At 68.3% G+C, this 26011-nt stretch carries 22 protein-coding genes; 1 reads left to right on the plus strand and 21 read right to left on the minus strand.

Annotation, left to right across the window (positions count from 1 at the left end; all coding sequences use genetic code 11):
• Window positions 1-11 precede the first annotated feature (11 nt).
• The 10 genes from ACFSJG_RS18360 to ACFSJG_RS18405 form a co-directional block, all read right to left on the minus strand.
• Window positions 12-386, minus strand: a complete 375-nt coding sequence (locus ACFSJG_RS18360; protein WP_378486667.1) for a VanZ family protein — start codon at window positions 384-386, stop codon at window positions 12-14.
• Complete coding sequence (locus tag ACFSJG_RS18365) at window positions 386-1660, minus strand: M16 family metallopeptidase (RefSeq protein WP_378486868.1); 1275 nt, start codon at window positions 1658-1660, stop codon at window positions 386-388. Before ACFSJG_RS18365 ends, ACFSJG_RS18360 begins: the two co-directional genes overlap by 1 nt.
• 184 nt (window positions 1661-1844) lie before the next feature.
• Window positions 1845-2576, minus strand: coding sequence for a respiratory nitrate reductase subunit gamma (narI, locus tag ACFSJG_RS18370; RefSeq protein WP_378486668.1), 732 nt, complete (start codon window positions 2574-2576; stop codon window positions 1845-1847).
• Between the two features lies 1 nt (window position 2577).
• On the minus strand, window positions 2578-3264 hold the full coding sequence (narJ, locus tag ACFSJG_RS18375) for a nitrate reductase molybdenum cofactor assembly chaperone (RefSeq protein ID WP_378486669.1): 687 nt from the start codon (window positions 3262-3264) through the stop codon (window positions 2578-2580).
• Window positions 3261-4919 carry a nitrate reductase subunit beta gene (narH, locus tag ACFSJG_RS18380; RefSeq protein WP_378486670.1) on the minus strand — a complete coding sequence of 553 codons (1659 nt, stop codon included), beginning with the start codon at window positions 4917-4919 and terminating at the stop codon, window positions 3261-3263. Before narH ends, narJ begins: the two co-directional genes overlap by 4 nt.
• Window positions 4920-4959: 40 nt before the next feature.
• Complete coding sequence (locus ACFSJG_RS18385; protein ID WP_378486671.1) at window positions 4960-8667, minus strand: nitrate reductase subunit alpha; 3708 nt, start codon at window positions 8665-8667, stop codon at window positions 4960-4962.
• 45 nt (window positions 8668-8712) lie between these two features.
• Window positions 8713-9936 (minus strand): nitrate/nitrite transporter, encoded by a 1224-nt coding sequence (locus ACFSJG_RS18390; protein ID WP_378486672.1) that lies wholly within the window; start codon window positions 9934-9936, stop codon window positions 8713-8715.
• A 164-nt stretch (window positions 9937-10100) separates the two neighbouring features.
• Window positions 10101-12353 carry a polyribonucleotide nucleotidyltransferase gene (locus ACFSJG_RS18395; RefSeq protein WP_378486673.1) on the minus strand — a complete coding sequence of 751 codons (2253 nt, stop codon included), beginning with the start codon at window positions 12351-12353 and terminating at the stop codon, window positions 10101-10103.
• A 395-nt stretch (window positions 12354-12748) separates the two neighbouring features.
• On the minus strand, window positions 12749-13018 hold the full coding sequence (rpsO, locus tag ACFSJG_RS18400) for a 30S ribosomal protein S15 (RefSeq protein ID WP_007533317.1): 270 nt from the start codon (window positions 13016-13018) through the stop codon (window positions 12749-12751).
• A gap of 170 nt (window positions 13019-13188) precedes the next feature.
• Window positions 13189-14163, minus strand: coding sequence for a bifunctional riboflavin kinase/FAD synthetase (locus ACFSJG_RS18405; protein WP_378486674.1), 975 nt, complete (start codon window positions 14161-14163; stop codon window positions 13189-13191).
• A 196-nt stretch (window positions 14164-14359) separates the two neighbouring features.
• On the opposite strand from ACFSJG_RS18405, the gene ACFSJG_RS18410 reads away from it, so the two are divergent.
• Window positions 14360-15043 (plus strand): metal-dependent transcriptional regulator, encoded by a 684-nt coding sequence (locus tag ACFSJG_RS18410; RefSeq protein WP_378486869.1) that lies wholly within the window; start codon window positions 14360-14362, stop codon window positions 15041-15043.
• Window positions 15044-15050: 7 nt separating this feature from the next.
• Here ACFSJG_RS18410 and truB read toward each other — a convergent pair whose 3' ends face one another.
• The 11 genes from truB to rimP all read right to left on the minus strand — a co-directional run bounded on the left by truB (window position 15051) and on the right by rimP (window position 26009).
• Complete coding sequence (truB, locus tag ACFSJG_RS18415; protein ID WP_378486675.1) at window positions 15051-15971, minus strand: tRNA pseudouridine(55) synthase TruB; 921 nt, start codon at window positions 15969-15971, stop codon at window positions 15051-15053.
• An 11-nt stretch (window positions 15972-15982) separates the two neighbouring features.
• Complete coding sequence (npt, locus tag ACFSJG_RS18420) at window positions 15983-16663, minus strand: 4'-phosphopantetheinyl transferase Npt (protein ID WP_378486676.1); 681 nt, start codon at window positions 16661-16663, stop codon at window positions 15983-15985.
• Window positions 16660-17586 carry a metallophosphoesterase family protein gene (locus ACFSJG_RS18425; RefSeq protein WP_378486677.1) on the minus strand — a complete coding sequence of 309 codons (927 nt, stop codon included), beginning with the start codon at window positions 17584-17586 and terminating at the stop codon, window positions 16660-16662. The genes npt and ACFSJG_RS18425 overlap by 4 nt, the downstream gene beginning before the upstream one ends.
• A 5-nt stretch (window positions 17587-17591) precedes the next feature.
• Window positions 17592-18989, minus strand: a complete 1398-nt coding sequence (locus ACFSJG_RS18430; protein ID WP_378486678.1) for an MATE family efflux transporter — start codon at window positions 18987-18989, stop codon at window positions 17592-17594.
• Window positions 18982-19980 (minus strand): DHH family phosphoesterase, encoded by a 999-nt coding sequence (locus tag ACFSJG_RS18435; protein WP_378486679.1) that lies wholly within the window; start codon window positions 19978-19980, stop codon window positions 18982-18984. Before ACFSJG_RS18435 ends, ACFSJG_RS18430 begins: the two co-directional genes overlap by 8 nt.
• 9 nt (window positions 19981-19989) lie before the next feature.
• Window positions 19990-20451, minus strand: a complete 462-nt coding sequence (rbfA, locus tag ACFSJG_RS18440) for a 30S ribosome-binding factor RbfA (RefSeq protein ID WP_378486680.1) — start codon at window positions 20449-20451, stop codon at window positions 19990-19992.
• Window positions 20452-20640: 189 nt separating this feature from the next.
• Entirely contained in the window at window positions 20641-20931 is a 291-nt protein-coding gene (locus tag ACFSJG_RS18445) for a DUF503 domain-containing protein (RefSeq protein WP_378486681.1), read from the minus strand.
• A 76-nt stretch (window positions 20932-21007) separates the two neighbouring features.
• The gene (gene infB, locus ACFSJG_RS18450; protein WP_378486682.1) at window positions 21008-23854 is read right to left on the minus strand and encodes a translation initiation factor IF-2; all 2847 of its coding nucleotides are present in this window, start codon (window positions 23852-23854) and stop codon (window positions 21008-21010) included.
• Between the two features lie 155 nt (window positions 23855-24009).
• Window positions 24010-24354, minus strand: a complete 345-nt coding sequence (locus ACFSJG_RS18455; RefSeq protein WP_378486870.1) for a YlxR family protein — start codon at window positions 24352-24354, stop codon at window positions 24010-24012.
• 45 nt (window positions 24355-24399) lie between these two features.
• The gene (nusA, locus tag ACFSJG_RS18460) at window positions 24400-25431 is read right to left on the minus strand and encodes a transcription termination factor NusA (RefSeq protein WP_378486683.1); all 1032 of its coding nucleotides are present in this window, start codon (window positions 25429-25431) and stop codon (window positions 24400-24402) included.
• On the minus strand, window positions 25428-26009 hold the full coding sequence (rimP, locus tag ACFSJG_RS18465; RefSeq protein WP_378486684.1) for a ribosome maturation factor RimP: 582 nt from the start codon (window positions 26007-26009) through the stop codon (window positions 25428-25430). The genes nusA and rimP overlap by 4 nt, the downstream gene beginning before the upstream one ends.
• Between the last annotated feature and the right edge of the window lie 2 nt (window positions 26010-26011).

A 26011-nucleotide genomic window follows, 5' to 3' on the forward strand; every position in this document is an offset into this window, starting at 1 on the left:
CACCTCCAGGATCAGTCGACGGCCGCCGACGTCGTGTTCTTCACCCGCCATGCCGCGACCAGGCCGAGGCCGACGATCACCCCCACCGCGTCTGCAGCCCAGTCCCACAGCGATCCGCTTCGCTGGATCGGCAGGATCGCCTGCAACACCTCGGACACCGCCGCGTACACCAGTGCGCCCAGCAGCACCCAGCGCGTCCGGAAGCCCGCGAACCGGGCCGCGACGACCAGTGCCACGAACATCAGCAAGTGCGTCACCTTGTCCGAGTTCGGCGGACCGCTCGGCACGGTGCTGCCCGGCGAGAACAGCATCACGAGCGTCACCGCGAACACGACCAGGAACGGGACCACCCGCCAGGACCGGACGCGACTGCCGCTCACCGTCATCAGACGATTCCCCGCACCACCGCGGGCAGGTCCCTGGTGCGCCGGTACGGGCCGACCACGGACGCGGCGAACGGACGGTTCAGCAGCATCGCGGCGACGTCACGCACGTCGTCGGTGGTGACGGAGTCGATCCGGCGCAGCGTCTCGGAGATGCTCCGGTGACTGCCGTAGCTCAGTTCCTGACGGCCGATGCGGTGCATCCGTGAGCTCGAATCCTCCAGGCCGAGAACCATTCCACCGCGGATCGAGCCCTTCGCGCGGGCGACCTCGGCATCGGTGATGCCGTTGGACGCGACCTGCGCGAGCACCTCGCGGATCAGGGTCGTGACGTCGGCGAGGTTCTCCGGCTGACATCCGGCGTACACGGAGAACGCGCCGGTGTCGGCGAACGTGTCGACGCTGGAGTACACCGAGTAGGCCAGCCCGCGCTCTTCACGGATCTCCTGGAACAGCCGCGACGACAGGCCCCCGCCGACCGCGGTGTTGAGCACCGAAAGTGCCCAACGGTGACCCTCGTACCTGCCGAGACCGCGCACGCCGACGCACAGGTGCGCCTGCTCGCTGTCCCGCTCGAGGACGGTCAGTGCGGGCGCCGTCCGGCTCCGCAGCCGCCCCTCGCGGCGCGGCGCCGGCTCGGCGTCGCCGATCAGGTGCCCGTCGAACGCGCGCCGGACGAGCTCGACGGTGTCGTCGTGATCGACGTTGCCCGCGACCGCGACCACCATCCGCTGCGGCGTGTACCGGCGGACGTGGAAGGAATGCAGCTGGGTGCGGGTCATCGCCTCGATCGACTCGGTCGACCCGATCACCGGCCGGCCCACGGGGTGGTCGCCGAACAACGCGGTGAGAAATTCGTCGCCGAGCATGTCCTCGGGGTCGTCGTCGCGCATCGCGATCTCTTCGAGCACGACCTGGCGTTCGACGTCGACGTCGGCGCTGCGGCACTTGCCGCGCAGCACGACGTCGCTGACGATGTCGATCGCCAGCGGCAGGTCCTCGTCGAGAACGTGCGCGTAGAAACAGGTGTGCTCGCGTGAGGTGAAGGCGTTGAGCTCGCCGCCGATGCCGTCGACGACCTGCGCGATGTCCAGCGCGGTCCGGGTCGGCGTGGCCTTGAACAACAGGTGCTCGAGGAAGTGCGCGGCCCCGGCGACCGAGGGCTGCTCGTCGCGGGAACCGACGCCCACCCACACTCCGACGGACGCCGAGCGCACACCCGGCATGTGCTCGGTGACCACTCGCAGCCCGCCGGGCAGGACGGTGCGGCGAACCATGGACCGCGGAGCGCGGACCCGTCGCTTCGATGCGGCTGAGCCCTGGGACGCGACAGACGGCGCGGTCGCGGTCTTCGGTGCAGTGGTCGTGCGGGTGCGTGCGGTGGCGGCCATGTAGTGGTTCAGCGGTCCTCGGTCGTTGCTCTGAGGTTGTCGGTCGAAGACCAAACAGTACAGGCCCGGGTCACCACCCGCGCCGGTGCGGTTGCGAGCCGACGAGTTCGCCCTTGCCGGCCGTGTCGCGGTTGCGGTACACGATGTACGGGCGGAACAGGTACGCGAACGGTGCACTGAAGGCGTGCACGAGGCGGGTGAACGGCCAGAGCGCGAACAGCACCAACGCGATGGTGATGTGGATCTGGAACGACGCGGGCGCCTCCGTCATCAAGTGACCCTCGGGCTGGAAGTACCAGATGGACCGGAACCACGGTGACACCGTCTCGCGGTAGTTGTGGGCCTCGTTGCCCTCGAAGGCGCCGATCGTGGTCGTCGCCAGGCCGGTGACGATCGCCGCGGTCAGAACCACGTACATGATCTTGTCGTTGCCGGTGGTGGCGGTGAAGACGGGGCCCGTCGCACGGCGGCGGTAGATCAGCAGGCCGACGCCGATCAGCGTTGCCACACCGGCAATGACGCCGGGAATCGCCGCACCCCAGTGGTACATGTGCTCGCTGATCCCGACGGCCTCGGTCCACGACTCCGGGATCACGAGACCGATGATGTGACCGATGATCACGACGAGTATGCCGAAGTGGAACAGCGGGCTGCCGATGCGGAGCAGCCTGCTCTCGTACAACTGCGACGAGCGGGTCGTCCACCCGAACTTGTCGTAGCGGTAGCGCCACCACGTCCCGACGATCAGGATCGCGAGTGCCACGTACGGGATGACGTCCCAGTAGACGCTGCCTGCCGACATGTCACTGCGCTCCTTCGGATCGTGTGCTCTGGCCCCGGCGCGGCGGCACGGTCAGCGTGAACGGTTGCAGGCCAACGGATTCGGCAGGAGGACCGGACAGCGCGAGTTCACGCGCCCGCCTGCGCTCGAGTTCACTGGCGGGCGGCAGCGTGGCCGCCACCGCACCGAGAACGCCCGCGAACGGTGACCCCGAGGCGCTCAGCTGCTCGTGCAGCATGTCGATCGCCATCCGGTTCGCGGCGAGCAGCCGACCACCGCTGTCCGGGTCGACGGTGGCGGCGAATTCCAGGACCACCGCGAGATGGTCCGCGGACTCGCCGTCCGGGGGTGATGCGCCCGCCGCGCGGTAGGTGTCGGCGAACACGAGGATGGCAGTGCCGCGGTTGCGGGTGTCCCCGTCCGTCCAGTACGTCAACAGCAGTGTCGTCTTCCGCCGCATGTCGAACGTCTCGACATAGGCGGTGGCCGCATCGAGGTCCGGCTGCTCGCGCAGCCTCCGGACCGCGACGTGCAAGGGCGCCGCCGCCTCGTCGGGCAGGTGCGCGAGCAGCTCGTCGACCGTGGCCAGGCGATCGTGGCGCCCGCCGTCCGGGTACGCGAGCAGGAGCGACGCCGCCTGCCAGACGATCCGGCGGTCGCGGGTCGTCCGGGCGTCGCCTCCCCGCGCCGGACGACGGAGCAGCTTCATCGCCGACCGCCCGGGAACATCCCGTCGGGAGCACCCTTGCCGTCCCAGTTCAACAGGTTGACACGCGACGGGCTCTGCTCGTTGGCTCCCATGGCCTCGCTGGTCTGCCGCTGCCGCAGCGCGTGGAACGTCTCGACCGCCACCGGCACCGGCGTTCCGCTGGCCTCCCCGAACGGTCCCGATCCCTGGTCGTACAGGCCCGGGCCACCCTCGAAGTCGAGGGCGCATTCGGTGACGGTCTCCTCGAGCCCGTGCGCCTCGGCCGCGTACGCCGACGGAATGACGTACCTCTCTTCGTACTTCGCGATCGCGAGGAGGCGGTACATCTCGTAGATCTGTTCCTCCGTCATGCCGACCGCCGCAGGAATGTGTTCCTGTGGCGTTCGCCCGAGGTTGATGTCACGCATGTACGACCGCATCGCAGCGAGCTTGCGCAGCACCCCGCCGACGACATCGGTGTCCCCCGCCGTGAACAACTCGGCCAGATACTCGATCGGGATGCGCAGCGACTCCAGCGCGCCGAAGATGTTGCCGAGGTCCTCACCGTCGTGACCGTCCCGGCTGACGGCATCCACGACGGGTGACAGCGGCGGGACGTACCAGACCATCGGCATCGTCCGGTATTCCGGATGCAGTGGCAGCGCCACCCGGAACTCCTTGATGAGCGCGTGGATCGGAGACTTCTGCGCTGCCTCGATCCAGGTGTCGGAGATTCCCGCGGTGTGTGCAGCTGCGATGACGTGCGGGTCGTTGGGGTCGAGCAGGGTCTCCAACTGTGCCTCGTAGAGGTCCTTGTCGTCCTCGACCGACGCCGCCTCGAGCACCTTGTCGGCGTCGTACAGGATCAACCCGATGTAGCGCAACCGGCCGACGCACGTCTCGGCGCACACGGTCGGCAACCCGACCTCGACGCGCGGATAGCAGAAAGTGCACTTCTCGGCCTTGCCGGTCTTGTGATTGAAGTACACCTTCTTGTACGGGCAACCCGACACGCACATCCGCCAGCCGCGGCACTTGTCCTGATCGACGAGGACGATGCCGTCCTCGACCCGCTTGTACATCGCCCCCGACGGGCAGGACGCGACGCAAGCAGGGTTCATACAGTGTTCGCAGATACGCGGCAGGTAGAACATGAACGTCTGCTCGAGTTCGAGTTTCACCTGCTCGCTGACCTTCTTGAGCACCGGGTCGTCGGCGAGGATCTCCGGCGATCCGCCGAGGTCGTCGTCCCAGTTCGCCGACCACTCGACTTTCATCGGTTTGCCCGTGATGAGGCTTCGGGGCGGCGCCACCGGGATGTCGTCACCGAGCGGAGCGTTCGTCAGATTCTCGTAGTCGTACGTCCACGGTTCGTAGTAGTCCTGGATCGCGGGCATCTTCGGGTTCGAGAAGATCCGCGACAACTTCTTGAGCCGGCCACCGTCCTTGAGCCGCAACCGCCCCTTCGAGTCGCGAACCCAACCGCCTCGCCAGCGTTCCTGATCCTCGTATGTCCTCGGATATCCCTGTCCCGGACGGGTTTCGACGTTGTTGAACCACACGTACTCGGTACCGGACCTGTTGGTCCACGCCTGCTTGCACGTCACCGAACAGGTGTGGCACCCGATGCACTTGTCGAGGTTCATCACCATCGCCATCTGCGCCATGACCTTCATCGCGACCTCGCCTCACCGATTCCGTCGGAGCTGGTGCTCATCAGTACGTCACCTCCTGGCCACGACGGCGCACCACCGTAACCTCGTCGCGCTGGTTTCCGGTCGGGCCGAGGTAGTTCCACGCCCACGACGTCTGGGCGTAGCCGCCGGCGAGGTGGGTCGGCTTGATCAGCAACCGCGTCAGCGAGTTGTGGATGCCGCCGCGACTGCCGGTCGTCTCGGACTTCGGAACGTCGATGGTGCGTTCCTGCGCGTGGTAGACGTACACGACGCCCTCGGGCATGCGATGCGAGACGACGGCCCTGCACACGACGACACCGTTGCGGTTCACCGCCTCGATCCAGTCGTTGTCCTTCACCGAGATCTTCGCCGCATCTGCAGGACTCATCCACATGGTCGGGCCACCCCGCGACAGCGACAGCATGAACAGGTTGTCCTGGTATTCGGAGTGGATCGACCACTTGCTGTGCGGCGTCAGGTAGCGCACGGTCAAACCGATTCCGTCACGCATCTCACCGACGTGGGGTTCCTCGAACAGCTTCGCCATGTCCAGCGGCGGCCGGTAGATCGGCAACTGCTCGCCGAGTTCCTCCATCCAGTCGTGGTCGAGGAAGAAGTGCATGCGCCCGGTGAGGGTGTGGAAGGGCTTGAGCTCCTCGATGTTCACCGTGAACGGCGCGTACCGCCTGCCGCCGGTCTCGCTGCCCGACCACTCCGGACTGGTGATCACCGGGACCGGCCTCGCCTGGGTGTCCGCGAAGGTGATGCGGCGCTCCTCGCTGCCCTCGGCCAGGTGGACGAGACGCCGCCCGGTGCGTTGCTCGAGCTGTCGGAATCCTTCGACGGCGAGTCTGCCGTTGGAGGTGCCCGACAGCCGCAGCACCGCCTCACACATCTTCTCGGCGGTATCGAGCGCCGGACGGCCCGCGGCCGCACCGGAACTCATCACACCGTGCTTCTCCGCGAGCTCGACGACCTCCTCGTCGGGGTGGAACGTGACTCCCTTCGTCACCAGCCCCGCCTTCTCGACCAGAGGACCCAGCGCCGACCACTTCTCGGCGATCGAGCCGTAGTCCCGCTCCACCACGACGAGCGGACCCATCGTCTTGCCCGGCACGGGAACCTCGCCGGTGGTGCGCCAATCCGATTCGGTACCACCGGGATACGCCATCGCGCCGGGAGTGTCGTGTTGAAGTGTGCCGAGCACGACATCGGTCCGGGTACCGAGATGCGTCCGGGCCTGGGCCGAGAACGCCTTCGCGATCGCCGCGAATGCGTCGAAGTCCGACTTCGTCTCCCAGGGCGGGTCGATCGCCGCGGTGAACGCATGAATGTACGGGTGCATGTCCGTGCTCGACAGATCCTGCTTCTCGTACCACGTCGCGGCCGGCAACACGACGTCCGACAGCAGCGTCGTCGACGTCATCCGGAAGTCGATCGACATCACCAGGTCGAGCTTGCCTTCCGGGATCTCCTCGGGCCATTCGACATCGTTGGGCCGCAGATTCTCCCGCGTCGGCTCGGCCTGCAGATTCGACGAGGTGCCCAGCAGATGCTTGAGGAAGTACTCGTTGCCCTTGCTCGACGACCCGAGCAGGTTCGCCCGCCACACGCTGAGTACTCGCGGCCAGTTCCGTGGATTGTCGGGATCGGTCACGGCCAGCGACAACTCCCCGGACGCCAACTGCTGGGCGACGTGCTGCGGGACGTCGACCCCCGCGGCCATCGCCTCCTCGGCGACATCGAGGCTGGACCGGTCGAACTGCGGGAAGAAGGGCGTCCAACCCATCGCCACCGCGGAGGCCATCACGTCCATCGTGTGCCTGCCGGCGAACAGGCCGCGTCCGGTGGGGCTCGCCAGCGCATCGGCGCGATAACCGTCGTAGCGCCACTGGTCGGTGTGCGCGTACCAGTAGGAGGTGCCCGCCATCTGGCGCGGCGGCCGACTCCAGTCGCTACCCATCGCGACGGTCGCCCATCCGGTGACCGGGCGGCACTTCTCCTGGCCGACGTAGTGCGCCCAGCCACCACCGTTACGGCCCATCGAGCCGGTCAGCAGGAGCAGGCTCAGGATGGCGCGATAGGTGGCGTCGCCGTGAAACCACTGGCAGATTCCCGCCCCCATGATGATCATCGATCGACCACCCGACTCGATCGCGTTGACCGCGAACTCCTTCGCGATCCGGATCACCTGAGCAGCGGAAACACTGGTGATCGGTTCCTGCCAGGCGGGCGTGTAGAGCGAGCCCACGTCGTCGTACCCGGTCGGCCATTCGCCGGGCAGGCCGTCGCGGTGCACTCCGTACTGCGCGAGCATCAGATCGAACACCGTGCACACCCGGTGCCCCGCGACGGTCCGAACGGGAACACCGCGTTCGATGACTTCACCGCTACCGTCGACGGTGTCGAAGCGCGGGAACGTCACGGCCGCGACGTCGCCCTGGCCCGCACCGCCGGAGCCGTCCGCCGGGGCCGCGGTCAGCGCAGGCACCAGATCCTCGAGGTCCAGGTTCCACTTCCCCATGCCCTCCGCGCCGAACCGGAATCCGAGCGAACCGTGCGGAACGGCCGGCCGGTCCGTCGCACCGTCGATGAGGACCGGTTTGAACGCAGCATGCTCGACGTCCTCACCGAGATCCGCGGCGGTGAGGTTCTTTCCGGGGACGAGTCGGCCGTCGCGCTCCTCCAGCTTGACCAGAAACGGCAGGTCGGTGTATCGCTGCACGTAGTCGACGAAGAACGGTTCCCGAGTCTTCACGAAGAACTCCGACAGGATGACGTGCCCCATCGCCATCGCCATCGCCCCGTCGGTACCCGCCGCGCAGGGCATCCACTCGTCGGCGAACTTGGTGTTGTCCGCGTAGTCGGGGCTGACGGTCACACCCTTGGCGCCGCGGTATCGCACCTCTGCCAACCAATGGGCATCCGGTGTGCGCGTGACCGGAACGTTCGATCCCCAGACGATCACGTAGCTCGCATCCCACCAGTCACCCGACTCGGGCACGTCGGTCTGGTCGCCGAACACCTGAGGCGAGGCAACGGGAAGGTCGGCGTACCAGTCGTAGAACGAGGTCATGACCCCACCGATGAGTTCGACGAAGCGCGAACCGGCGGCGAAGGAGATCATCGACATCGCCGGGATCGGCGAGAACCCGGCGATCCGGTCGGGCCCGTATTCCTTGATGGTGTGGACGTGTGCCGCCGCAATCATCTCGGTGGCCTCGTCCCACGTCACCCGGACGAGTCCACCCTTGCCGCGGGCCCGCTGGTAGCGGCGCCGGCGCTCGGGATCGCCCTGGATGTCCGCCCAGGCGAGCACCGGATCGCGGAGCCGAGCCTTCGCCTCGCGGTACAACTCCACGAGAACACCGCGGGCGTACGGGTACCGCACTCGTGTCGGCGAGTACGTGTACCACGAGAAGGCGGCACCGCGCGGACATCCGCGCGGCTCGTACTCGGGACGGTCCGGACCCACCGACGGATAGTCGGTCTCCTGGGTCTCCCAGGTGATGATCCCGTCCTTGACATAGATCTTCCACGAGCACGAACCCGTGCAGTTCACGCCGTGCGTCGAGCGAACCACCTTGTCGTGGCTCCACCGGTCACGGTAGAAGATGTCGCCCTCGCGGCCACCGTTGCGGGTCACGGTGCGGCGGTCGGGTGAGAACTGCCCGGGAGTGAAGAACCTCCCGCTTCGCAGCAGCACGTCCTCGACCGCGCCTCCTGTGGTCGGAACATTGGCCGTCACGTCGCCTCCTCAGCGCCCGATGCGCTCGCTACTCGTTTGGTGGAGCTATTTCGGAGCCACACCCACTGAATCAGGTTCGCGGGCATGAAGTTTGAACGCGGTGTAGAGGAATGCCACACCAGCGGTGATCGCCAGCAGGACGAGACCGACCGTGTAGTCGTTGTCCGCCTGGTCGTACGTCGCACCCATCACGAGCGGCGGGAAGTAGCCGCCCAGACCACCTGCGGCGGCGACGATTCCGGTGACGCTACCGACATTGGAAGCGGGTGAACGCTTCGCCACCCAGGCGAACACACCGCCGGTGCCGATCCCCAGGAACACCGCCAGCAGAGTGAAGGTCAGTCCTGACCAGAAGTCGGGCGGCGGCTGCAGAATCTCGACCAACGCGAGCACTCCGGTGCCTCCGAGCGAGGTGAGCACCACCCACTTCGGTGCGATCCTGTCCGACAGCGCGCCGCCGATCGGACGGGCGATGACGGCAGCGAGCGCGAACGCGGCTGTGCGGGTACCGGCGTCGACCGCCGAGAAGTCGTAGACCGTCTTGATGTAGGTCGGCAGGTAATTGCTGAACGCCACGAATCCACCGAACACGATGGCGTAGAGGAACGACATCTCCCAGGTGACCCGGAGTTTCGACGCCGCAACCAGTTTCGGAACAACGGGGTCCGTGTTGGGGGTGAATCCCGGCGAGTCCTTCATCAGTGCGACGCACAGACCCGCCGTGGCCGCCAGGGCCACCGCGATGATCAGGTGCGTCGGGATCAGTCCGAACCAGCGCACGAATCGGGGGGTGAAGAACGCCGAGAGCGCCGTACCCACCATGCCCGCGCCGAAGACGCCCGTTGCGAATCCGTGCCGGCTCGCCTCGTACCAGGATTTCGCGAACGGGATACCGATCGCGAACACGGTGCCTGCGATGCCGAGCAGGAAGCCCGACACCAGCAGACCGACGTACGAGTCCGCCTGTGCGGAGAATCCGACAGCGAGGACCGGAATGATCGACGCGAGCGACACGAAGATGAAGAGCGCTTTGCCGCCATAACGGTCGGTGAGTGGACCGGTCACGATCCGGCCGAGCGACCCGACCAGAATCGGAGTGGCGACCAGCATCGACGCCTGGGAACTGCTGAGGTCGATGCGGTCGGCGTAAGTCGTCGACATCGGACCGATCATGTTCCAGGCCCAGAAACAGATCGTCGACGTCCAGGTGGCCAGAGCCAGGTTTCTCACCTGGGCGGACTTGTCGAAAACAGGTGTTCCTGAGTTCACTGCACCAGCTAATCACTGATCATCTTCAACTGCAGGGCGGAACACGCCACCGATCACAACGTTCCGATCACGTCACCGGAAAGACACTTCGTCGATCGCCCCGGTAACGCCGATGCCCCCGGCCGAACGGCCGGGGGCATCGGAAGAGCTGACGAAACGACGCGTCAGGCGTCCGCCTCGGTCTCGGTCGGCGCAGCCGCCGCACCCTCCTCCTCGACGGGAACCAGCGAGATCTTGCCGCGGTTGTCGATGTCGGCGATCTCCACACGGAGCTTGCTGCCGACACTGACGACGTCCTCGACCTTGTTGATCCGCTTGCCGTTGCCCAGCTTCGAGATGTGCACCAGTCCGTCGCGGCCCGGGAGCAGCGAGACGAATGCGCCGAAGGCGGTGGTCTTGACGACCGTGCCCAGGAAACGCTCGCCCACCTTGGGCAGCTGCGGGTTGGCGATGGCGTTGATCTTGTCGATCGCAGCCTGCGCGGACGGGCCGTCCGCGGCACCGACGTACACCGTACCGTCGTCCTCGATGGAGATGTTGGCACCGGTCTCCTCGGTGATCGAGTTGATCATCTTGCCCTTGGGGCCGATGACCTCGCCGATCTTGTCCACGGGGACCTTGATGGTGGTGATGCGCGGTGCGTACGGGCTCATCTCGTCCGGAGCATCGATCGCCTCGGCCATCACCTCGAGGATGGTGGTGCGGGCGTCGTGCGCCTGCGACAGCGCGCCGGCCAGAACCTTCGACGGGATGCCGTCGAGCTTCGTGTCGAGCTGCAGGGCCGTGACGAAGTCCTTCGTGCCCGCGACCTTGAAGTCCATGTCACCGAAGGCGTCCTCGGCACCGAGGATGTCGGTCAGCGCGACGTAGCGGGTCTCGCCGTCGACCTCGTCGGAGACGAGGCCCATCGCGATACCGGCGACCGGGGCCTTCAGCGGGACACCGGCGTTCAGCAGCGACAGGGTCGAGGCGCACACCGAGCCCATCGAGGTGGAGCCGTTGGAGCCCAACGCCTCGGAGACCTGACGGATCGCGTACGGGAACTCCTCCTGGCTCGGCAGGACCGGCATCAGGGCGCGCTCGGCGAGTGCGCCGTGGCCGATCTCGCGGCGCTTCGGCGAGCCGACGCGGCCGGTCTCACCGGTGGAGTACGGCGGGAAGTTGTAGTGGTGCATGTAGCGCTTGCTGGTCTCGGGACCGAGCGAGTCGACCTGCTGCGCCATCTTCACCATGTCGAGCGTGGTGACACCCATGATCTGGGTCTCGCCGCGCTCGAACAGCGCGGAGCCGTGGGCCCGCGGAATCACGGCGACCTCGGCCGAGAGCGACCGGATGTCGGTGATGCCACGGCCGTCGATCCGGAAGTGGTCCTTGAGGATCCGCTGACGGACCAGCTTCTTGGTCAGCGAGCGGAACGCCGCGCCGATCTCCTTCTCGCGACCTTCGAACTGCGGGGCGACCTGCTCGAGAACCTCGACCTTGACCTCGTCGGTCTTGTCGTCGCGCTCCTGCTTACCGGCGATGGTCAGCGCCGCCGACAGCTTCTCGGTGGCAGCGGCCTCGACGGCGGCGTATACGTCGGCCTGGTAGGCCGGGAACACCGGGTACTCGCCGGTGGGCTTCGAGGACGCGGCGGCGAGCGCCTGCTGTGCCTCGCACAGGCGGGCGATGAACGGCTTCGCGGCCTCGAGGCCCTCGGCAACGATCGCCTCGGTCGGCGCCTGCGCGCCACCGTCGATCAATGCGATGACGTTGTCGGTGGCCTCGGCCTCGACCATCATGATCGCGACGTCACCGGACTCGACGACGCGGCCCGCGACGACCATGTCGAAGACGGCGTTCTCGAGCTGCTCGACCGTCGGGAACGCGACCCACTGGCCGGCCTTGTTCTCGTCCGAGGTGATCAGCGCGACGCGCACGCCACCGACCGGGCCGGAGAACGGCAGGCCGGCGATCTGGGTGGATGCCGACGCGGCGTTGATCGCGACGACGTCGTACAGGTCCTTCGGGTCGAGGCTCAGGACCGTCACGACGACCTGGATCTCGTTGCGCAGGCCGTCGACGAACGACGGGCGCAGCGGCCGGTCGATCAGGCGGCAGGTCAGGATGGCGTCGGTGGAGGGGCGGCCCTCACGACGGAAGAACGAGCCGGGGATACGGCCCGCGGCGTACATACGCTCCTCGACGTCCACCGTCAGGGGGAAGAAGTCGAAGTGCTCCTTGGGGTGCTTGCTGGCCGTGGTGGCCGACAGCAGCATGGTCTCGTCGTCGAGGTAGGCGACGACGGCGCCGGCGGCCTGCTGAGCGAGGCGGCCGGTCTCGAAACGAATGGTGCGGGTTCCGTAGGACCCGTTGTCGATGACGGCGGTCGACTCGAAGACGCCCTCGTCGACCTCGACTGCGGTGTTTGCGGTCATGTCTTTTTCTTCTCTCCCTCTCGTCTTCGCCGTATCCGCATGGCCGTGGCCGCCCTCCTGGCGGTCACGCGCACCTGCCGGGTGCTCCCTCTTTCGCGGAGGCGGCCATCGATCGAAGCCAATCGCAGATCGCCCGTCGTGGGTGATCGTCCGAGTGGCCACTACCGAGGACCGACTGCCACTACTGCAGGTACGTACGGCGGGATCCCTCGTGGATCCGATGGTTCGCGATGGAACCGGTTTGCCCGGTGGATCAGCTCACGCTTGGAGCCGTTCCACCCGGCAAACACCGGTAGCCAACGAGGTCAGTCTAAGCACTCGCCTCGTTGGCTACCGGGATGTTCACGTCCGGATCGGTGCGCTGTGTCGCGCACACACCCGGGCCGTCGAATTACTTATCGGCGCAGGCCCAGACGCTCGATGAGCGAACGGTAACGCGCGATGTCGACCTTCTGGACGTACTTGAGCAGACGACGACGACGTCCGACCAGCAGCAGCAGGCCGCGGCGGGAGTGGTGATCGTGCTTGTGCGTCTTCAGGTGCTCGGTGAGCCCGACGATCCGCTTGGTCAGCAGCGCAACCTGCGCCTCCGGCGAACCGGTGTCGGTCTCGTGCAGCCCGTACTCGGAGAGGACGGCCTTCTTCTCTTCGGTGGTCAGCGCCACTGTCACTCCTGTTACTGATGTCCGCGCGATGAGATCCCGGGGTGCGAGGCGGATGCACTCGCGTCAGGGTGGCGTGGCCGCCGCAGACCGCAGCACACACCGGGAAAACATCCTACCAGGAACGATTCCGGTCCCCGACGGGCGGGCGAGACCGCGGTCCCGACCTGCGGTCAGTCGATGACCTCGGCGCGTTCGAGCAGCTCACGGGTGACGTCGACGTCCCGGCCCATCTGCGCGACCAGCGACTCCACCGAGTCGAACTTCTCCATCCCCCGCAGTCGCCGGACGAAGTCGACCGCGACGTGCTGTCCGTACAGGTCCGCACTGGCGTCGAGGACGTACGCCTCCACGGTGCGCACCCGGCCGGAGAACGTCGGATTCGTCCCCACCGACACAGCCGCCATGTACCTCGTCCCGGGCTCCAGCGAGCCCTCGACAGCGTCCTGCGCCAGCACCGTGAACCATGCCGCGTACACGCCGTCGGCGGGGATCGCGGCATGCTCCGGCGGTGAGATGTTGGCTGTCGGGAAGCCCAGGTCGCGACCACGGCGCTCACCGTGCACGACCACACCCTCGACTCGGTGCGGACGACCGAGCGCCTCCGCCGCGGCGGTGACGTCACCTGCGTCGACACAGGAGCGGATGTACGTCGAGGAGAACGTCACAGCGTGCTCGGCCACCAGGCTGACCCCGTCCACGGCGAACCCGAACCGCGACCCGATCTTCCGCAGCAGGTCCACCGTCCCCGCCGCCTTGCGGCCGAAGGTGAAGTTCTCCCCCACCACGACCTCGGCGACGTGCAACCGCTCCACAAGGATCTCGTGGGCGTACTGCTCGGGGCTCAGCTTCATGAACTCGGCGGTGAACGGGACGACGCAGAACACGTCGATGCCCAACTCCTCCGCCAGCTCGGAACGCCGCCGGAGCGTCGTCAGCTGAGCCGGGTGACTGCCCGGGCGCACGACCTCCATCGGGTGCGGATCGAAAGTCATGAGCACACTGGGAATTCCGCGTTCGCTCGCCGACTTCACCGCACGGCTGATCAATTGCGCGTGCCCACGATGAACACCGTCGAAGACGCCGATCGTGAGTACGCAGCGGCCCCAGTCGGCTGGAACGTCGTCGAGCCCTCGCCATCTCTGCACGCATCGAAGCCTACGACCCACCGCGGCGAGCGTCACGTTCGGTGGGGGTTCGGCGCGCTCACATGCGTTTCGGCGTGCCGCCGACATCCACGTCTCCGACGCGGACGGTGTCGAAGTGCAACGGCGCCTGTGCATTGCCTAAGCTCGGTTCGTGACTGAGCGCAAGAACCGACCGGAGGCACCGACGGCCGAGGACGTGCCGTCGGGCGGGCGCGCGCAGTCGCTCACGACGGTCGCGCAGGACTACCTGAAGGTGATCTGGACCGCCGGCGAGTGGTCTGGGGAACAGGTGTCGACGAAGATGCTCGCCGAACGCATCGGCGTGTCCGCGTCGACGGTCTCCGAGGCGATCCGCAAGCTGTCCGACCAGGGGCTGGTCGACCACGCCAAGTACGGGTCGATCTCGCTGACCGACAGCGGCCGCGCGGCAGCGGTCGCGATGGTCCGCAGACACCGGCTCATCGAGACGTTCCTCGTCGGTGAACTCGGATACGGCTGGGACGAGGTGCACGACGAGGCCGAGGTCCTCGAACACGCCGTCTCGGACCTGATGATCGCGAGGATCGACGCCAAGCTCGGGCACCCCGAGCGCGACCCGCACGGCGACCCGATCCCGGCCGCCGACGGCACCATTCCCACACCGCAGGCTCGCCAGCTCAGCGAGCTCGCCGACGGCCAGTCCGGAACGGTGGCCCGCATCTCCGACTCGGATCCCGCGATGCTCCGGTACTTCGACAGCGTCGGCATCTGCCTCGACCTGGCGATCACCGTGCTCGAACGTCGCGACTTCGCGGGCACCATCTCCGTGCGCCTCGGGGACGGCTCCGTCATCGAATTGGGAAACCTTGCCGCCGAGGCGATCTGGATCGTGGAACGCTGATCCCCGGTCAGAGCCCCCGCAGGGTGGCGGGCCGTACCACCATCACCGAACTAGCCCGCCTGCCCTTCTCCTGGAGCAGCGCGATGGTGCTGCCGTCCGGGGCGATCGCGGCGTAGGTGCCCGGGATCCCGACCGGGTCGAGCCACCGTCCCTGACTGATCGACTCCGCCTCCTCCGCCGAGATCGGACGGTGCGCGAACGCCGTCCGGCACGCCTGGTCGATGTCGAGGCTCACGGCCGGGTTCTCGGCCAGCTGCTCGAGGGTCCGGGCGTGTTCGAGGGTGAACGGCCCGACGCGGGTGCGACGCAGCGCCGTGAGGTGTCCCCCCACCCCGAGCGCCGCCCCGAGATCCCGCGCCAGCGCTCTGACGTAGGTACCGGAGGAGCACTCGACCTCGACGTCGAGGTCGACGAACGAATCGTGTCGGCGCGACGCGGTGACGTCGAACCGCTCGACGGTGACGGGACGCGCCTCGAGCTCGAAGTCCTCCCCCGCCCGCACCAGCTTGTGGGCCCGCTGTCCGTCGACCTTGATCGCGCTCACCCGGGTCGGCACCTGGAGGATGTCACCGGTCAGGGTCGCCACGACCGCCGCGACGTCCGCGTCGGTGACGCCCGACGCGTCTGCCGTGCTGAGCACCTCGCCCTCGGCGTCGTCGGTGGCCGTCGCCTGCCCGAGCCGGATGGTCGCCGAGTAGGCCTTCGTGGTCAGGGACAGCAGGCCGAGGAGTTTCGTCGCCCGCTCGACACCGAGCACCAGCACACCGGTCGCCATCGGATCGAGGGTTCCCGCGTGCCCGACCTTGCGGGTGTGCAGGATCTTGCGGCACCGGGCGACGACGTCGTGACTGGTCATCCCGCCGTCCTTGTCGACGATCAGCAGCCCGGCGCCGTGGAGGCCGGAGGACGGGGGACGGTGAGCAGACACGGGTTTCGAGCCTACTTGACGGCGATCGCGGCGATGACCAGGCCGCCGTCGACCAGCCAGCGGCCGTCGAACCCGGTGAGCGGCGGACCAGACGTCGTGTCCCCCGGCACCAGCAGGTCGGTGTGGAAGGTGCCGGTGATGCCGTCGGGCCCCGAACCGTCGGGCCCCGAACCGTCGAGCGCAAAGGTGATGTGCGCGTCCTCGAATCCGAGCCACCGCTGCGTCAGCGGGAACCACGCCTTGTAGGTGGCCTCCTTCGCGCAGAACAGCAGCCGGTCCCAGTGGAGCTCGTCGCCGGCACCGCTCAGCCAGTCGCGTTCGGCGGGCAGGCTGACGGCCTCGAGCACGCCGTCCGGCAGCGGGCCGTGCGGTTCGGCGTCGATGCCGACCGTACGCACGGCCATCGAGTATCCGAGCACCGCGCCTCGGTAGCCGTCGCAGTGCGTGAGGCTGCCGACGACGCCCCGCGGGAACAGCGGAACGCCCCGCTCGCCCTTGAGGATCGGTGCCGGGTCGACGCCCAGCTTGCCCATCGCCTGCCGGGCACAGTGCCGGACGCTGACGAACTCGCGACGACGCTTCTCCACCGCCCGTGCGATCAGGGCCGCCTCGCTGGGGTGCGGCTCGAGCTCCGGCGGGTCCGAGAACAGCTCGGCGTACTCGACACCGCTCGGCAGAATTCTCTCGATCACGCGCGCGCCGCCCTCATCCGCTCCATCTCGGCTTCCTGTTCGGGTGTGACCTTGAAGTGGCCGCCCCACTTGTTGAGCGTGCCCGGCGCGTAGTCGGGCACCGGGAGGATCTGGCGCAGCAGGCGGTCGGGCAGCCCGCGGCGCTGCCACTCGCGCGGGTAGCCGAGGGACACCTCCTCGAACCGAACACCGTCGTACCAGGTGGTGCGCGGAATGTGGAGGTGCCCGTAGACGCTGCAGATCGCGTTGTAGCGGGTGTGCCAGTCCGCGGTCTGCTCGGTACCGCACCACAGCGAGAACTCCGGATAGAACAGCACTCGCGTGGGTTCGCGCACCAGCGGGAAGTGGTTGATCAGCACCGTCGGGATCGACGGGTCGAGCGCATCGAGGCGTGCCCTCGTCGTTTCCAGCCGAGCCGCGCACCACGCGTCCCGGGTGGCGTACGGCTCCGAGGAGAGCAGGAACTCGTCGGTCGCGACTACGTTCTTGTCGCGGGCGAACTCGAGTGCCTCCTCCTTCGTCCGCGTGCCTTCGGGGCGGAAGCTGTAGTCGTACAGCAGGAACATCGGCACCAGCGTGGCCGGGCCGCCCTCCCCCTCCCAGACCGGGTACGGGTCCTCCGGGGTGATCACCCCGAGTTCCCGGCACATCGCCACGAGGTAGTCGTAGCGGGCGACACCGTGGATCTGGACGGGATCCTTCGCGGTCGTCCACAGTTCGTGGTTCCCGGGGACCCAGATCACCTTCTCGAAGCGCTCGGTCATCAACCGCAGCGCCCAGGCGATGTCGTCGGTCTTCTCGGAGACGTCCCCGGCGAGGATCAGCCAGTCCTGCGGCGATTCCGGGTACAACTCCTCAGTAATCGGCCGGTTTCCGCGATGCCCCACATGGGTGTCGCTCACCGCCCACAGCCTGCGTGTCACGCCCACTACCTTCCCACCTGATCGTCTCCGGTCCCCGGCCGCACCTCGGCGCCGGTTCTCAACTGGATGTCGGCACCGCCGACGGCCCACCGTCCCGAGGCCGTTCGCCACACGACCGCGAGCATCCGTAGCACCATGAACACGGTCAGGCCCGTCCAGATTCCGGCCAGGCCCCAGTCGAAGGCCAGTGACAGCCAGATCAGCGGCAGGAACCCGACGACCGCGCACCCCAGCGTGGCATTGCGCAGGAATGCGGCGTCACCCGCCCCGAGCAGCACACCGTCGAGTGCGAACACCACCCCGGCAACCGGCATGATCGCCACGAAGAACCACCAGGCGACGGCGATCTGATCCTGTACGGCCACGTCCCCGGTGAACAGTGCCGGAATCACCGCGTGCCCGAGGGCGAACACGACCGCGATCAGTACCGCGAACACCGTCGACCACGCGGTCAACCGCCGGGCCAGCCCCTTCGCACCGGATACCAGGCCGGCGCCGAGCGCCGCACCGACGAGCGTCTGCGCGGCGATGGCCAGGGAGTCGAGCGTGAGCGCCACCAGGTTCCACAGCTGCAACACCACCTGATGCGCCGCGACCGCCGCAGCCCCGAACCGGGCGGCGACCGCTGCCGCCGACAGGAAGCACGCCTGGAATGCCAGGCTTCGCAGGATCAGGTCGCGGCCGAGGACGAGTTGCGCCCGCATCACCGCGGGTTGCGGGCGGAGCGGTGCACCCGACCGCACGATCGCGACGACGAAGCACGCCGCCGTCACCACCTGTCCCACGACGTTCGCCACCGCCGAGCCGATCAACTCCAGGCGTGGAGCTCCCGCGAGACCGTGCACGAGCACCGGGCACAGGACCGCCGACAACGCCAGGCCGGCGAGCACGAAGCGCAGCGGTCGCAGTGTGTTCTGCACTCCCCGCATCCAGCCGTTACCCGCCATCGCGATCAGGATCAGCGGCGCACCGAACACCGCGACGCGCAGCCACGACAGCGCGGCATCCGCGATGTCGTCACCGCCCGCGATCACGCCGGTGACCGGGCGGGCGAACACCTGAACGAGGGCGACGATCGCCAGGCCGATCCCTGCCGCGAGCCACGTCGCCTGTACGCCCTCCGCGACGGCGCCGCGCTCGTCGCCAGCGCCGTGGAGGCGAGAAGCGCGTGCAGTGGTCCCGTAGGAGAGGAACGTCAGCTGGGTGCTGACCTGGGCGAGGATCAGCCCACCGACGGCGAGGCCGGCGAGGGCGAGGGCGTTCAGGTGACCGACGACCGCGATGTCGAAGAGCAGGTACAGGGGCTCGGCGGCGAGCACGCCGAGCGCGGGCAGAGCGAGGCCCAGGATTCGGCGCGCGGACGGCCGGTCGCCCACGCCCAGTGCCGCGGTGGCGTCAGCCAACGGTGCCCAGCAGTCCGGCCACGACGTCGTCCGCGTCGCCTTCGGCCGTGTACCCGGATGCGAACCGGTGTCCGCCGCCGCCGAGCCTGCCCGCGACCTCCGAGACGTCCACCTCGGACTTCGACCGCAGCGACACCGACCAGACGCCGGGGGTGTTCTCCTTGAACACGGCCGCCACCTCGGCCTCGGAGGTGGTCCGCACGATGTCGATGACGGATTCGATCTCCTCGGCACCCATCCCCACGGTGTCGCGGTGCCGGACCAGCGCGTACACCAGCCCCAGGCCATCGGCCGCGTCGGGGACCAACTGCGCCGACCCGAGGACGGACGAGAGCATCGGCAGCCACCCGAAGGGGTGCGTGTCGAGGAGGCGGCGGGTGATCCCAGCCGAGTCGATCCCGGTGTCGATGAGCCGCTCTGCCAGCGCGTGCGTGCCAGGTTGCACCCACCGGAAGGATCCGGTGTCCGTGGCCAGGCCGGCGAACAGGCAGTGCGCGATGTCCCGGTCGATCTCCACCCCCCAGACGTCGAACAGCCGGCTCAGCACCGCTGCCGTCGCCTCCGCCGAGTCGTCGATCAGGTTGTGCCTGCCGTACCGGGTGTTCGACCGATGGTGGTCGATGACGAGCGTGGTACCCGCCGTGTCGAGGCGCTCCCCGAGCGATCCGAGCCGGCCACGGCTGCCACAGTCGACGGTCACGACCAGGTCGGCCGTGTCCGCCACCTCCGCTGCAGGAACGAGCAGTTCGATTCCGGGCAGCGTGCTCATCGACTCCGGGAGCACATCGGGCTGCGCGAAGGACACCTGGACAGGCGTCCCGCGCCGCTCGAGCGCGATCGCGAGGGCAAGCCCGCTGCCGATCGTGTCCGCGTCGGGCTGGACGTGGCAGAGCACGGTCACCGAACGCGCGTCGGACAGCAATGACACGGCACCGGCGAGGTCGATGTCGGCGGGCTCCTGCGGGCGCGTGGTCTGCGACGTCACGGTCATCGCCGAACCTTAGTCGCGGTCGGCGTCGTCGTCGTCCGCTACGCGTGCTTCCCGGTACGGATCTTCCTCGCCCGCGTGCGCCGCGCCCTCGCGTGCCTTCGCGACCTCGTCGTCCGCGGCCCGGGCCCGCGCGAGCAGTTCCTCCATGTGACGCGCCGCGTCCGGAACGGTGTCCGCGACGAACGTCAGGGTCGGGGTGAACCGGACACCGGTCCCCGCACCCACCTTCGACCGCAGCACGCCGGTGGCCTTCGCCAGCCCGGCCGCGGCGCTCTCGAAGTCGGGTTCGGTGTCCAGGTCGACGCCGCGAACGGTGTAGTACACCGTCGCGTCGTGGAGATCCGCCGTCACCTTCGCGTCCGTGATGGTGACGTAGTCGAGCCGAGGATCCTTGATCTCGTGATCGATCGCCGAGGCGACGATCGTCGAGATGCGCTTGGCGAGCTTGCGTGCCCGAGCCGGATCTGCCATGACCGAAGTCCCTTCTCACCACGACGGCACCGCCGCCGCAAATCCCTGGCGGCATCGCCGCCGAAAAACGTGTGGCGGCACCGCCGCCGACATCACCCGGCGGCAGGGCCGCCGTCAATCAATTGGACTACACCCTGAATCGAACTACACCGCGAAGGCGCCGTACACGGCAGGGTCGGACCTGCGCCGTCAGTCCTCCGGACCGAACATCCGCCGACGCGCCGACAGCAGCTGGAACTCCGGCCGAGCCGCCACGGTCCGTTCGCAGGTGTCAAGGATTTCTCCGACGTGCCCGGCGTCGACGCCCGCGACGGCAACACCGATGTGCGCCCGCCGGTAGACGTCGTGATCGCCGGTCTCGGCAACCGACACCCCGTATCGGGCCAGGGCCGCGATGACGGGTTTCACCACGGACCGCTTCTCCTTCAGCGACCGGACGTCACCCAGCAGGATGTCCAGCTCGAGAGCACCGAGATACAACGAACCTCCCGATCGTCGACAACGAGGCGCGGAGCCCGCGGGCCGCGAATGTTCGCGGCCCGCGGGACACCGGAGCCTAGTCGCGCGGCTTCTCGCGCAGCTCGTACGCCTCGATCACGTCACCGACCTTGATGTCGTTGTAGGTGACGGTCAAACCGCACTCGTAACCCTCGCGCACCTCGGTGGCGTCGTCCTTCTCCCGCTTGAGCGAGGAGATGGTGATCGTCTCCGCCACGACGACGTTGTCACGCAGCAGGCGTGCCTTCGCGTTGCGGCGCATGATGCCGGAGGTGACGAGGCAACCTGCGATGTTGCCGACCTTCGAGGACCGGAACATCGCGCGGATCTCCGCCTTGCCGAGCTCGACCTCTTCGTAGATCGGCTTGAGCATGCCCTTGAGGGCCTTCTCGATCTCGTCGATGGCCTGGTAGATCACCGAGTAGTACCGGATGTCGACACCCTCGCGGTTGGCGAGCTCGGTGGCCTTGCCCTCTGCGCGGACGTTGAAGCCGATGATGATCGCGTTCGACGCCGACGCCAGGTTGACGTTGGTCTCGGTGATGCCACCGACACCGCGGTCGATGACCCGCAGCTGCACCTCGTCGTCGATCTCGATCCCGAGCAGTGCCTCTTCCAGGGCCTCCACGGTTCCGGAGTTGTCGCCCTTGAGGATGAGGTTGAGCTCGTTGTGCTCCTTGAGCGCGGCATCCAGATCCTCGAGGCTGATCCGCTTGCGGCTGCGAGCAGCGAGCGCGTTGCGCTTGCGTGCGTTGCGCCGGTCCGCGATCTGCCGGGCGATCCGGTCCTCGTCGACGACGAGCAGGTTGTCGCCTGCGCCGGGCACCGACGTGAAGCCGACGACCTGGACGGGACGCGACGGGAGCGCCTCGAGGACGTCCTCGCCGTGCTCGTCGACCATGCGCCGGACGCGGCCGTATGCGTCGCCGGCGACGATCGAGTCGCCCACGCGCAGGGTGCCGCGCTGGATGAGCACGGTCGCCACCGGGCCACGGCCGCGGTCGAGGTGCGCCTCGATGGCGACACCCTGGGCGTCCATGTCCGGGTTGGCGCGCAGGTCCAGCGACGCGTCCGCGGTCAGCAGGACCGCCTCGAGGAGTGCCTCGATGTTGGTGCCCTGCTTTGCGGAGATGTCGACGAACATGGTCTCGCCGCCGTACTCCTCGGCGACAAGGCCGTACTCGGTGAGCTGACCACGGATCTTCGCGGGGTCTGCGCCCTCCTTGTCGATCTTGTTCACCGCGACCACGATCGGCACGTCGGCCGCCTGGGCGTGGTTGATCGCCTCGACCGTCTGGGGCATGACGCCGTCGTCGGCCGCGACCACGAGGATCGCGATGTCGGTGGCCTTCGCACCACGGGCACGCATGGCGGTGAACGCCTCGTGACCCGGGGTGTCGATGAACGTCACCAGACGCTCGACGCCGTCCAGCTCGGTCAGCACCTGGTAGGCGCCGATGTGCTGGGTGATGCCGCCTGCCTCGCCCTCGCGGACGTTGGCCTTGCGGATCGTGTCGAGCAGGCGGGTCTTGCCGTGGTCGACGTGACCCATGACGGTGACCACCGGGGGACGCTGCTCGAGGTCCTCTTCGCCGCCCTCGTCCTCGCCGTAGGTGAGGTCGAACGACTCGAGGAGCTCGCGGTCCTCGTCCTCGGGGCTGACAACCTGGACGACGTAGTTCATCTCGCCGCCGAGCAGCTCGAGGGTCTCGTCGTTCACCGACTGCGTCGCCGTGACCATCTCACCCAGGTTGAACAGGGCCTGGACGAGCGCCGACGGGTTGACGTCGATCTTCTCGGCGAAGTCCGACAGGGATGCGCCGCGAGCGAGCCGGATGGTCTCGCCGTTGCCACGGGGCAACCGCACGCCGCCGACGGCGGGCGCCTGCATGGAGTCGTACTCTTGCCGCTTCTGACGCTTCGACTTGCGACCACGTCGCGGCGCGCCGCCGGGACGACCGAACGCACCGGCCGCCGCGCCACGCTGACCGGGACGGCCACCGCCGCCACCGGGACGACCGCGGAAGCCGCCTGCGGGTGCGCCACCACCGGGAGCACCTGCGCCCGCACCGGGAGCGCCACCGCCGCGGTAGCCGCCGCCACCGCCGCCGGGACGTCCACCGGGACCGCCGGGACGACCGCCACCGGGGCGGCCGGCACCGGGCGCCGGACGGGACGAACGCGCGGGCATCGCGCCCGGGTTCGGACGCGGAGGCATCGAGCCGGGGCTCGGACGCGGGCCACCCTGGCCGGGAGCCGGACGCGGACCACCGGGACCGGCAGCGGGACGCGGAGCGCCCTGGCCCGGACGCGGGCCTGCCTGTCCGGGACCGGGCCGCGGTCCACCCGGACGCGGTGCGCCCGGAGCGGGACGGGGGGCCGGACGCTCGGCGGGAGCCGAGGAGTACGGGTTGTTACCGACGCGCGGCGCCTTCGGGCCGGGCTTCGGACCAGGCGCGGCCGGACGCGGAGCGGCCGGCCGGGGCGCCTGAGCCGGTGCGGGTGCCGCCGACGCTGCGGGCGCAGCCGGGGCGGGTGCCACGGGCTTCGGCGCGGGAGCGGCCGGCTTGGGTGCGGCCGGGGCAGGCGTGGACGCCTGCGCAGCCGGGGCGGGCGCTGCCGCAGCCGGGGCTGCCGGTGCGGGTGCCGCCGGCTTCGGGCCGGGACGGGGTCCGCCGGGCTTGGCGGTGGTGGCCGGCTTCGCGGCCTCCGAACGCGACGCGGACTGGGCCGCCTCGCCCTTGGCCGACGGGAACGATTCCCGCAGCCGTCGCGCAACCGGCGCCTCCACGGTGGAGGACGCCGACTTCACGAATTCGCCCTGCTCCTTGAGCCGAGCGAGAAGTTCCTTGCTTGTGACACCGAGTTCCTTGGCCAACTCGTGCACGCGGGCCTTGCCTGCCACTGCTCTCCTCTACTGAGAGGCCGAGCGTGGCTGATGCCCGCGCGACCTCGGGTTAACTCCGATGGACGATCATCGTTGGTGCTTCACGGTGTGCTCATGAGTGTGTTTGCCTGACTCTGCTCGAGAGATTGCCCTGTGTTCCGGCAGGTACCGGACTACGAGGTACTGCTCTGTTGTGGATGCGGTTCGCTCGCAAGATCCGAATCGATCGAGAGACCGAGGGCCGCTGTGTCCAGGCTTCCGGACACTCGAAGCGCTCTGCCGAACGCTTTGCGCTTCTCCGCCTGACCCAGACATTTCCGATCGCGGTGCAACCACGCACCTCGGCCGGGAAGCCTGCGACGCGGATCGGGAACCACCGTCCAGCCATTCGGCTCGACCGGTCGTGCCACGATCCTCAGCAGATCGGCGGCCGGCGCGAGCTGACGACATCCGATGCACGTACGCACCGGAGAACCGGGACGCAGGCGCACTTCTGCCGAGTGCTCATGCCGAGCCATTGACCACTCTACCGCTGTTGTCCACCGACACACGCACGGCGTCCACTAGGACCTTGCCGACGGCGCGTCGGAAGCCGCTCCGCCGTCCGCCGCGGCGTCGCTGCGGATGTCGATACGCCATCCCGTCAGTCGCGCAGCCAGGCGGGCGTTTTGCCCTTCCTTGCCGATGGCCAGGGACAACTGGAAGTCCGGCACCACCACGCGGGCCGCCCTCGCATCGGGGTCGACGACTGTGACGGACACCACCTTCGACGGCGACAGTGCGTTTCCGACGAACTTCGCCGGGTTGTCGTCGAAGTCGATGATGTCGATCTTCTCGCCCGCGAGTTCACTCATGACGTTGCGGACGCGCTGACCCATCGGTCCGATGCAGGCACCCTTGGCGTTGAGCCCCGGCACGCGCGAGGCAACCGCGATCTTCGAGCGGTGACCGGCCTCACGTGCGACGGCGACGATCTCCACCGAACCGTCGGCGATCTCCGGGACCTCGAGTGCGAACAGTCGCCGGACGAGGTTCGGATGAGTCCGCGACAGCGTGATCTGCGGCCCTCGCTGACCGCGAGTGACACCGACGACATAGCACTTGATGCGCTCGCCGTGCTCGTAGACCTCGCCGGGGACCTGTTCCGCGGCGGGCAGGATGCCTTCGGCACCGTTCGCCTCGCTGCCGATCCGCACCACGACGACACCCCGTGCGTTGGCGCGGGTGTCGCGCTGAATGACACCGCCGACGATCTCGCCCTCGTGGGTGGCGAACTCGCCGAAGCTCTTCTCGTTCTCGGCATCGCGGAGGCGCTGGAGGATGACCTGGCGCGCGGTCGTCGCGGCGATCCGGCCGAATCCTTCCGGGGTGTCGTCCCATTCCTCGCCGACGGTGCCGCCCTCGGCATCCACCTCGTGCGCCATCACACGCACGAGTCCCGTCTTCGTGTCGACGTCGATCCGGGCGTGCTGCTGGTGCCCCTCGGTGTGTCGGTAGGCGGTGAGCAGCGCGCTCTTGATCGTCTCGATGATCGTGTCGACGGACACTCCCTTGTCGTCCTCGATCGCGCGCAACACCGACATGTCGATATTCACTTGTCCAACCCTCCACCTTCGATGTCGTCGTCTGTCTCGATGCCTTCTGTGATCTCGCCCGCGGCAGCACGTCCCGCGGCAAGTCCACCGGCAAGTTCCATTTCCTGCGCGTTCGGTCGGGAGAACTCCACCTGTACGACGGCCTGCACCACGTCGCCGAGCGCCACCTCACGCACCACGGGGCCGCCCTTGGCGGGCACCACGAGGTCGATCGCCTCGTCCCGCAGCAGACCGACCCGGCCGACGACCTTCTCGTCCGCGAGTGTGATCTGGACCCGGCGTCCCTGCGCGCGGCGCCAGTGCCGCGGCTCGGTGAGCGGCCGGTCCACGCCCGGTGAGGTCACCTCGAGGGTGTACGGGGTCTCCCCGAACTCGGTCGTGGCGTCGAGCCGGTCGGAGATGCGCCTGCTGAGTTCCGCGACGTCGTCGAGGTCGAGTCCGGTGTCGCTGTCGACCATCACGCGGACCACGCTCCGGCTGCCCGCCTTGCTGACCGTCACGTCCTCCAGGTCGTACCCCTGGTCGGGCATGAGACCGGCGAGAAGCTCGATCACCCTCTCCCTCGACGGAACCGGCATCA

The sequence above is a fragment of the Rhodococcus gannanensis genome (genome assembly GCF_042681175.1).
GTDB lineage: Bacteria > Actinomycetota > Actinomycetes > Mycobacteriales > Mycobacteriaceae > Rhodococcus_G > Rhodococcus_G gannanensis.

Coding starts and splice junctions, on each gene's coding strand:
- rimP (WP_378486684.1), bottom strand. CDS start 26,009: ATGCCGGTTCCGTCGAGGGAGAGGGTGATCGAGCTTCTCGCCGGTCTC.
- rbfA (WP_378486680.1), bottom strand. CDS start 20,451: ATGGCAGATCCGGCTCGGGCACGCAAGCTCGCCAAGCGCATCTCGACG.
- ACFSJG_RS18395 (WP_378486673.1), bottom strand. CDS start 12,353: ATGACCGCAAACACCGCAGTCGAGGTCGACGAGGGCGTCTTCGAGTCG.
- ACFSJG_RS18360 (WP_378486667.1), bottom strand. CDS start 386: ATGACGGTGAGCGGCAGTCGCGTCCGGTCCTGGCGGGTGGTCCCGTTC.
- narI (WP_378486668.1), bottom strand. CDS start 2,576: ATGTCGGCAGGCAGCGTCTACTGGGACGTCATCCCGTACGTGGCACTC.
- ACFSJG_RS18365 (WP_378486868.1), bottom strand. CDS start 1,660: ATGGTTCGCCGCACCGTCCTGCCCGGCGGGCTGCGAGTGGTCACCGAG.
- ACFSJG_RS18435 (WP_378486679.1), bottom strand. CDS start 19,980: ATGACCGTGACGTCGCAGACCACGCGCCCGCAGGAGCCCGCCGACATC.
- narH (WP_378486670.1), bottom strand. CDS start 4,919: ATGAAGGTCATGGCGCAGATGGCGATGGTGATGAACCTCGACAAGTGC.
- ACFSJG_RS18455 (WP_378486870.1), bottom strand. CDS start 24,354: ATGGCTCGGCATGAGCACTCGGCAGAAGTGCGCCTGCGTCCCGGTTCT.
- narJ (WP_378486669.1), bottom strand. CDS start 3,264: ATGAAGCTGCTCCGTCGTCCGGCGCGGGGAGGCGACGCCCGGACGACC.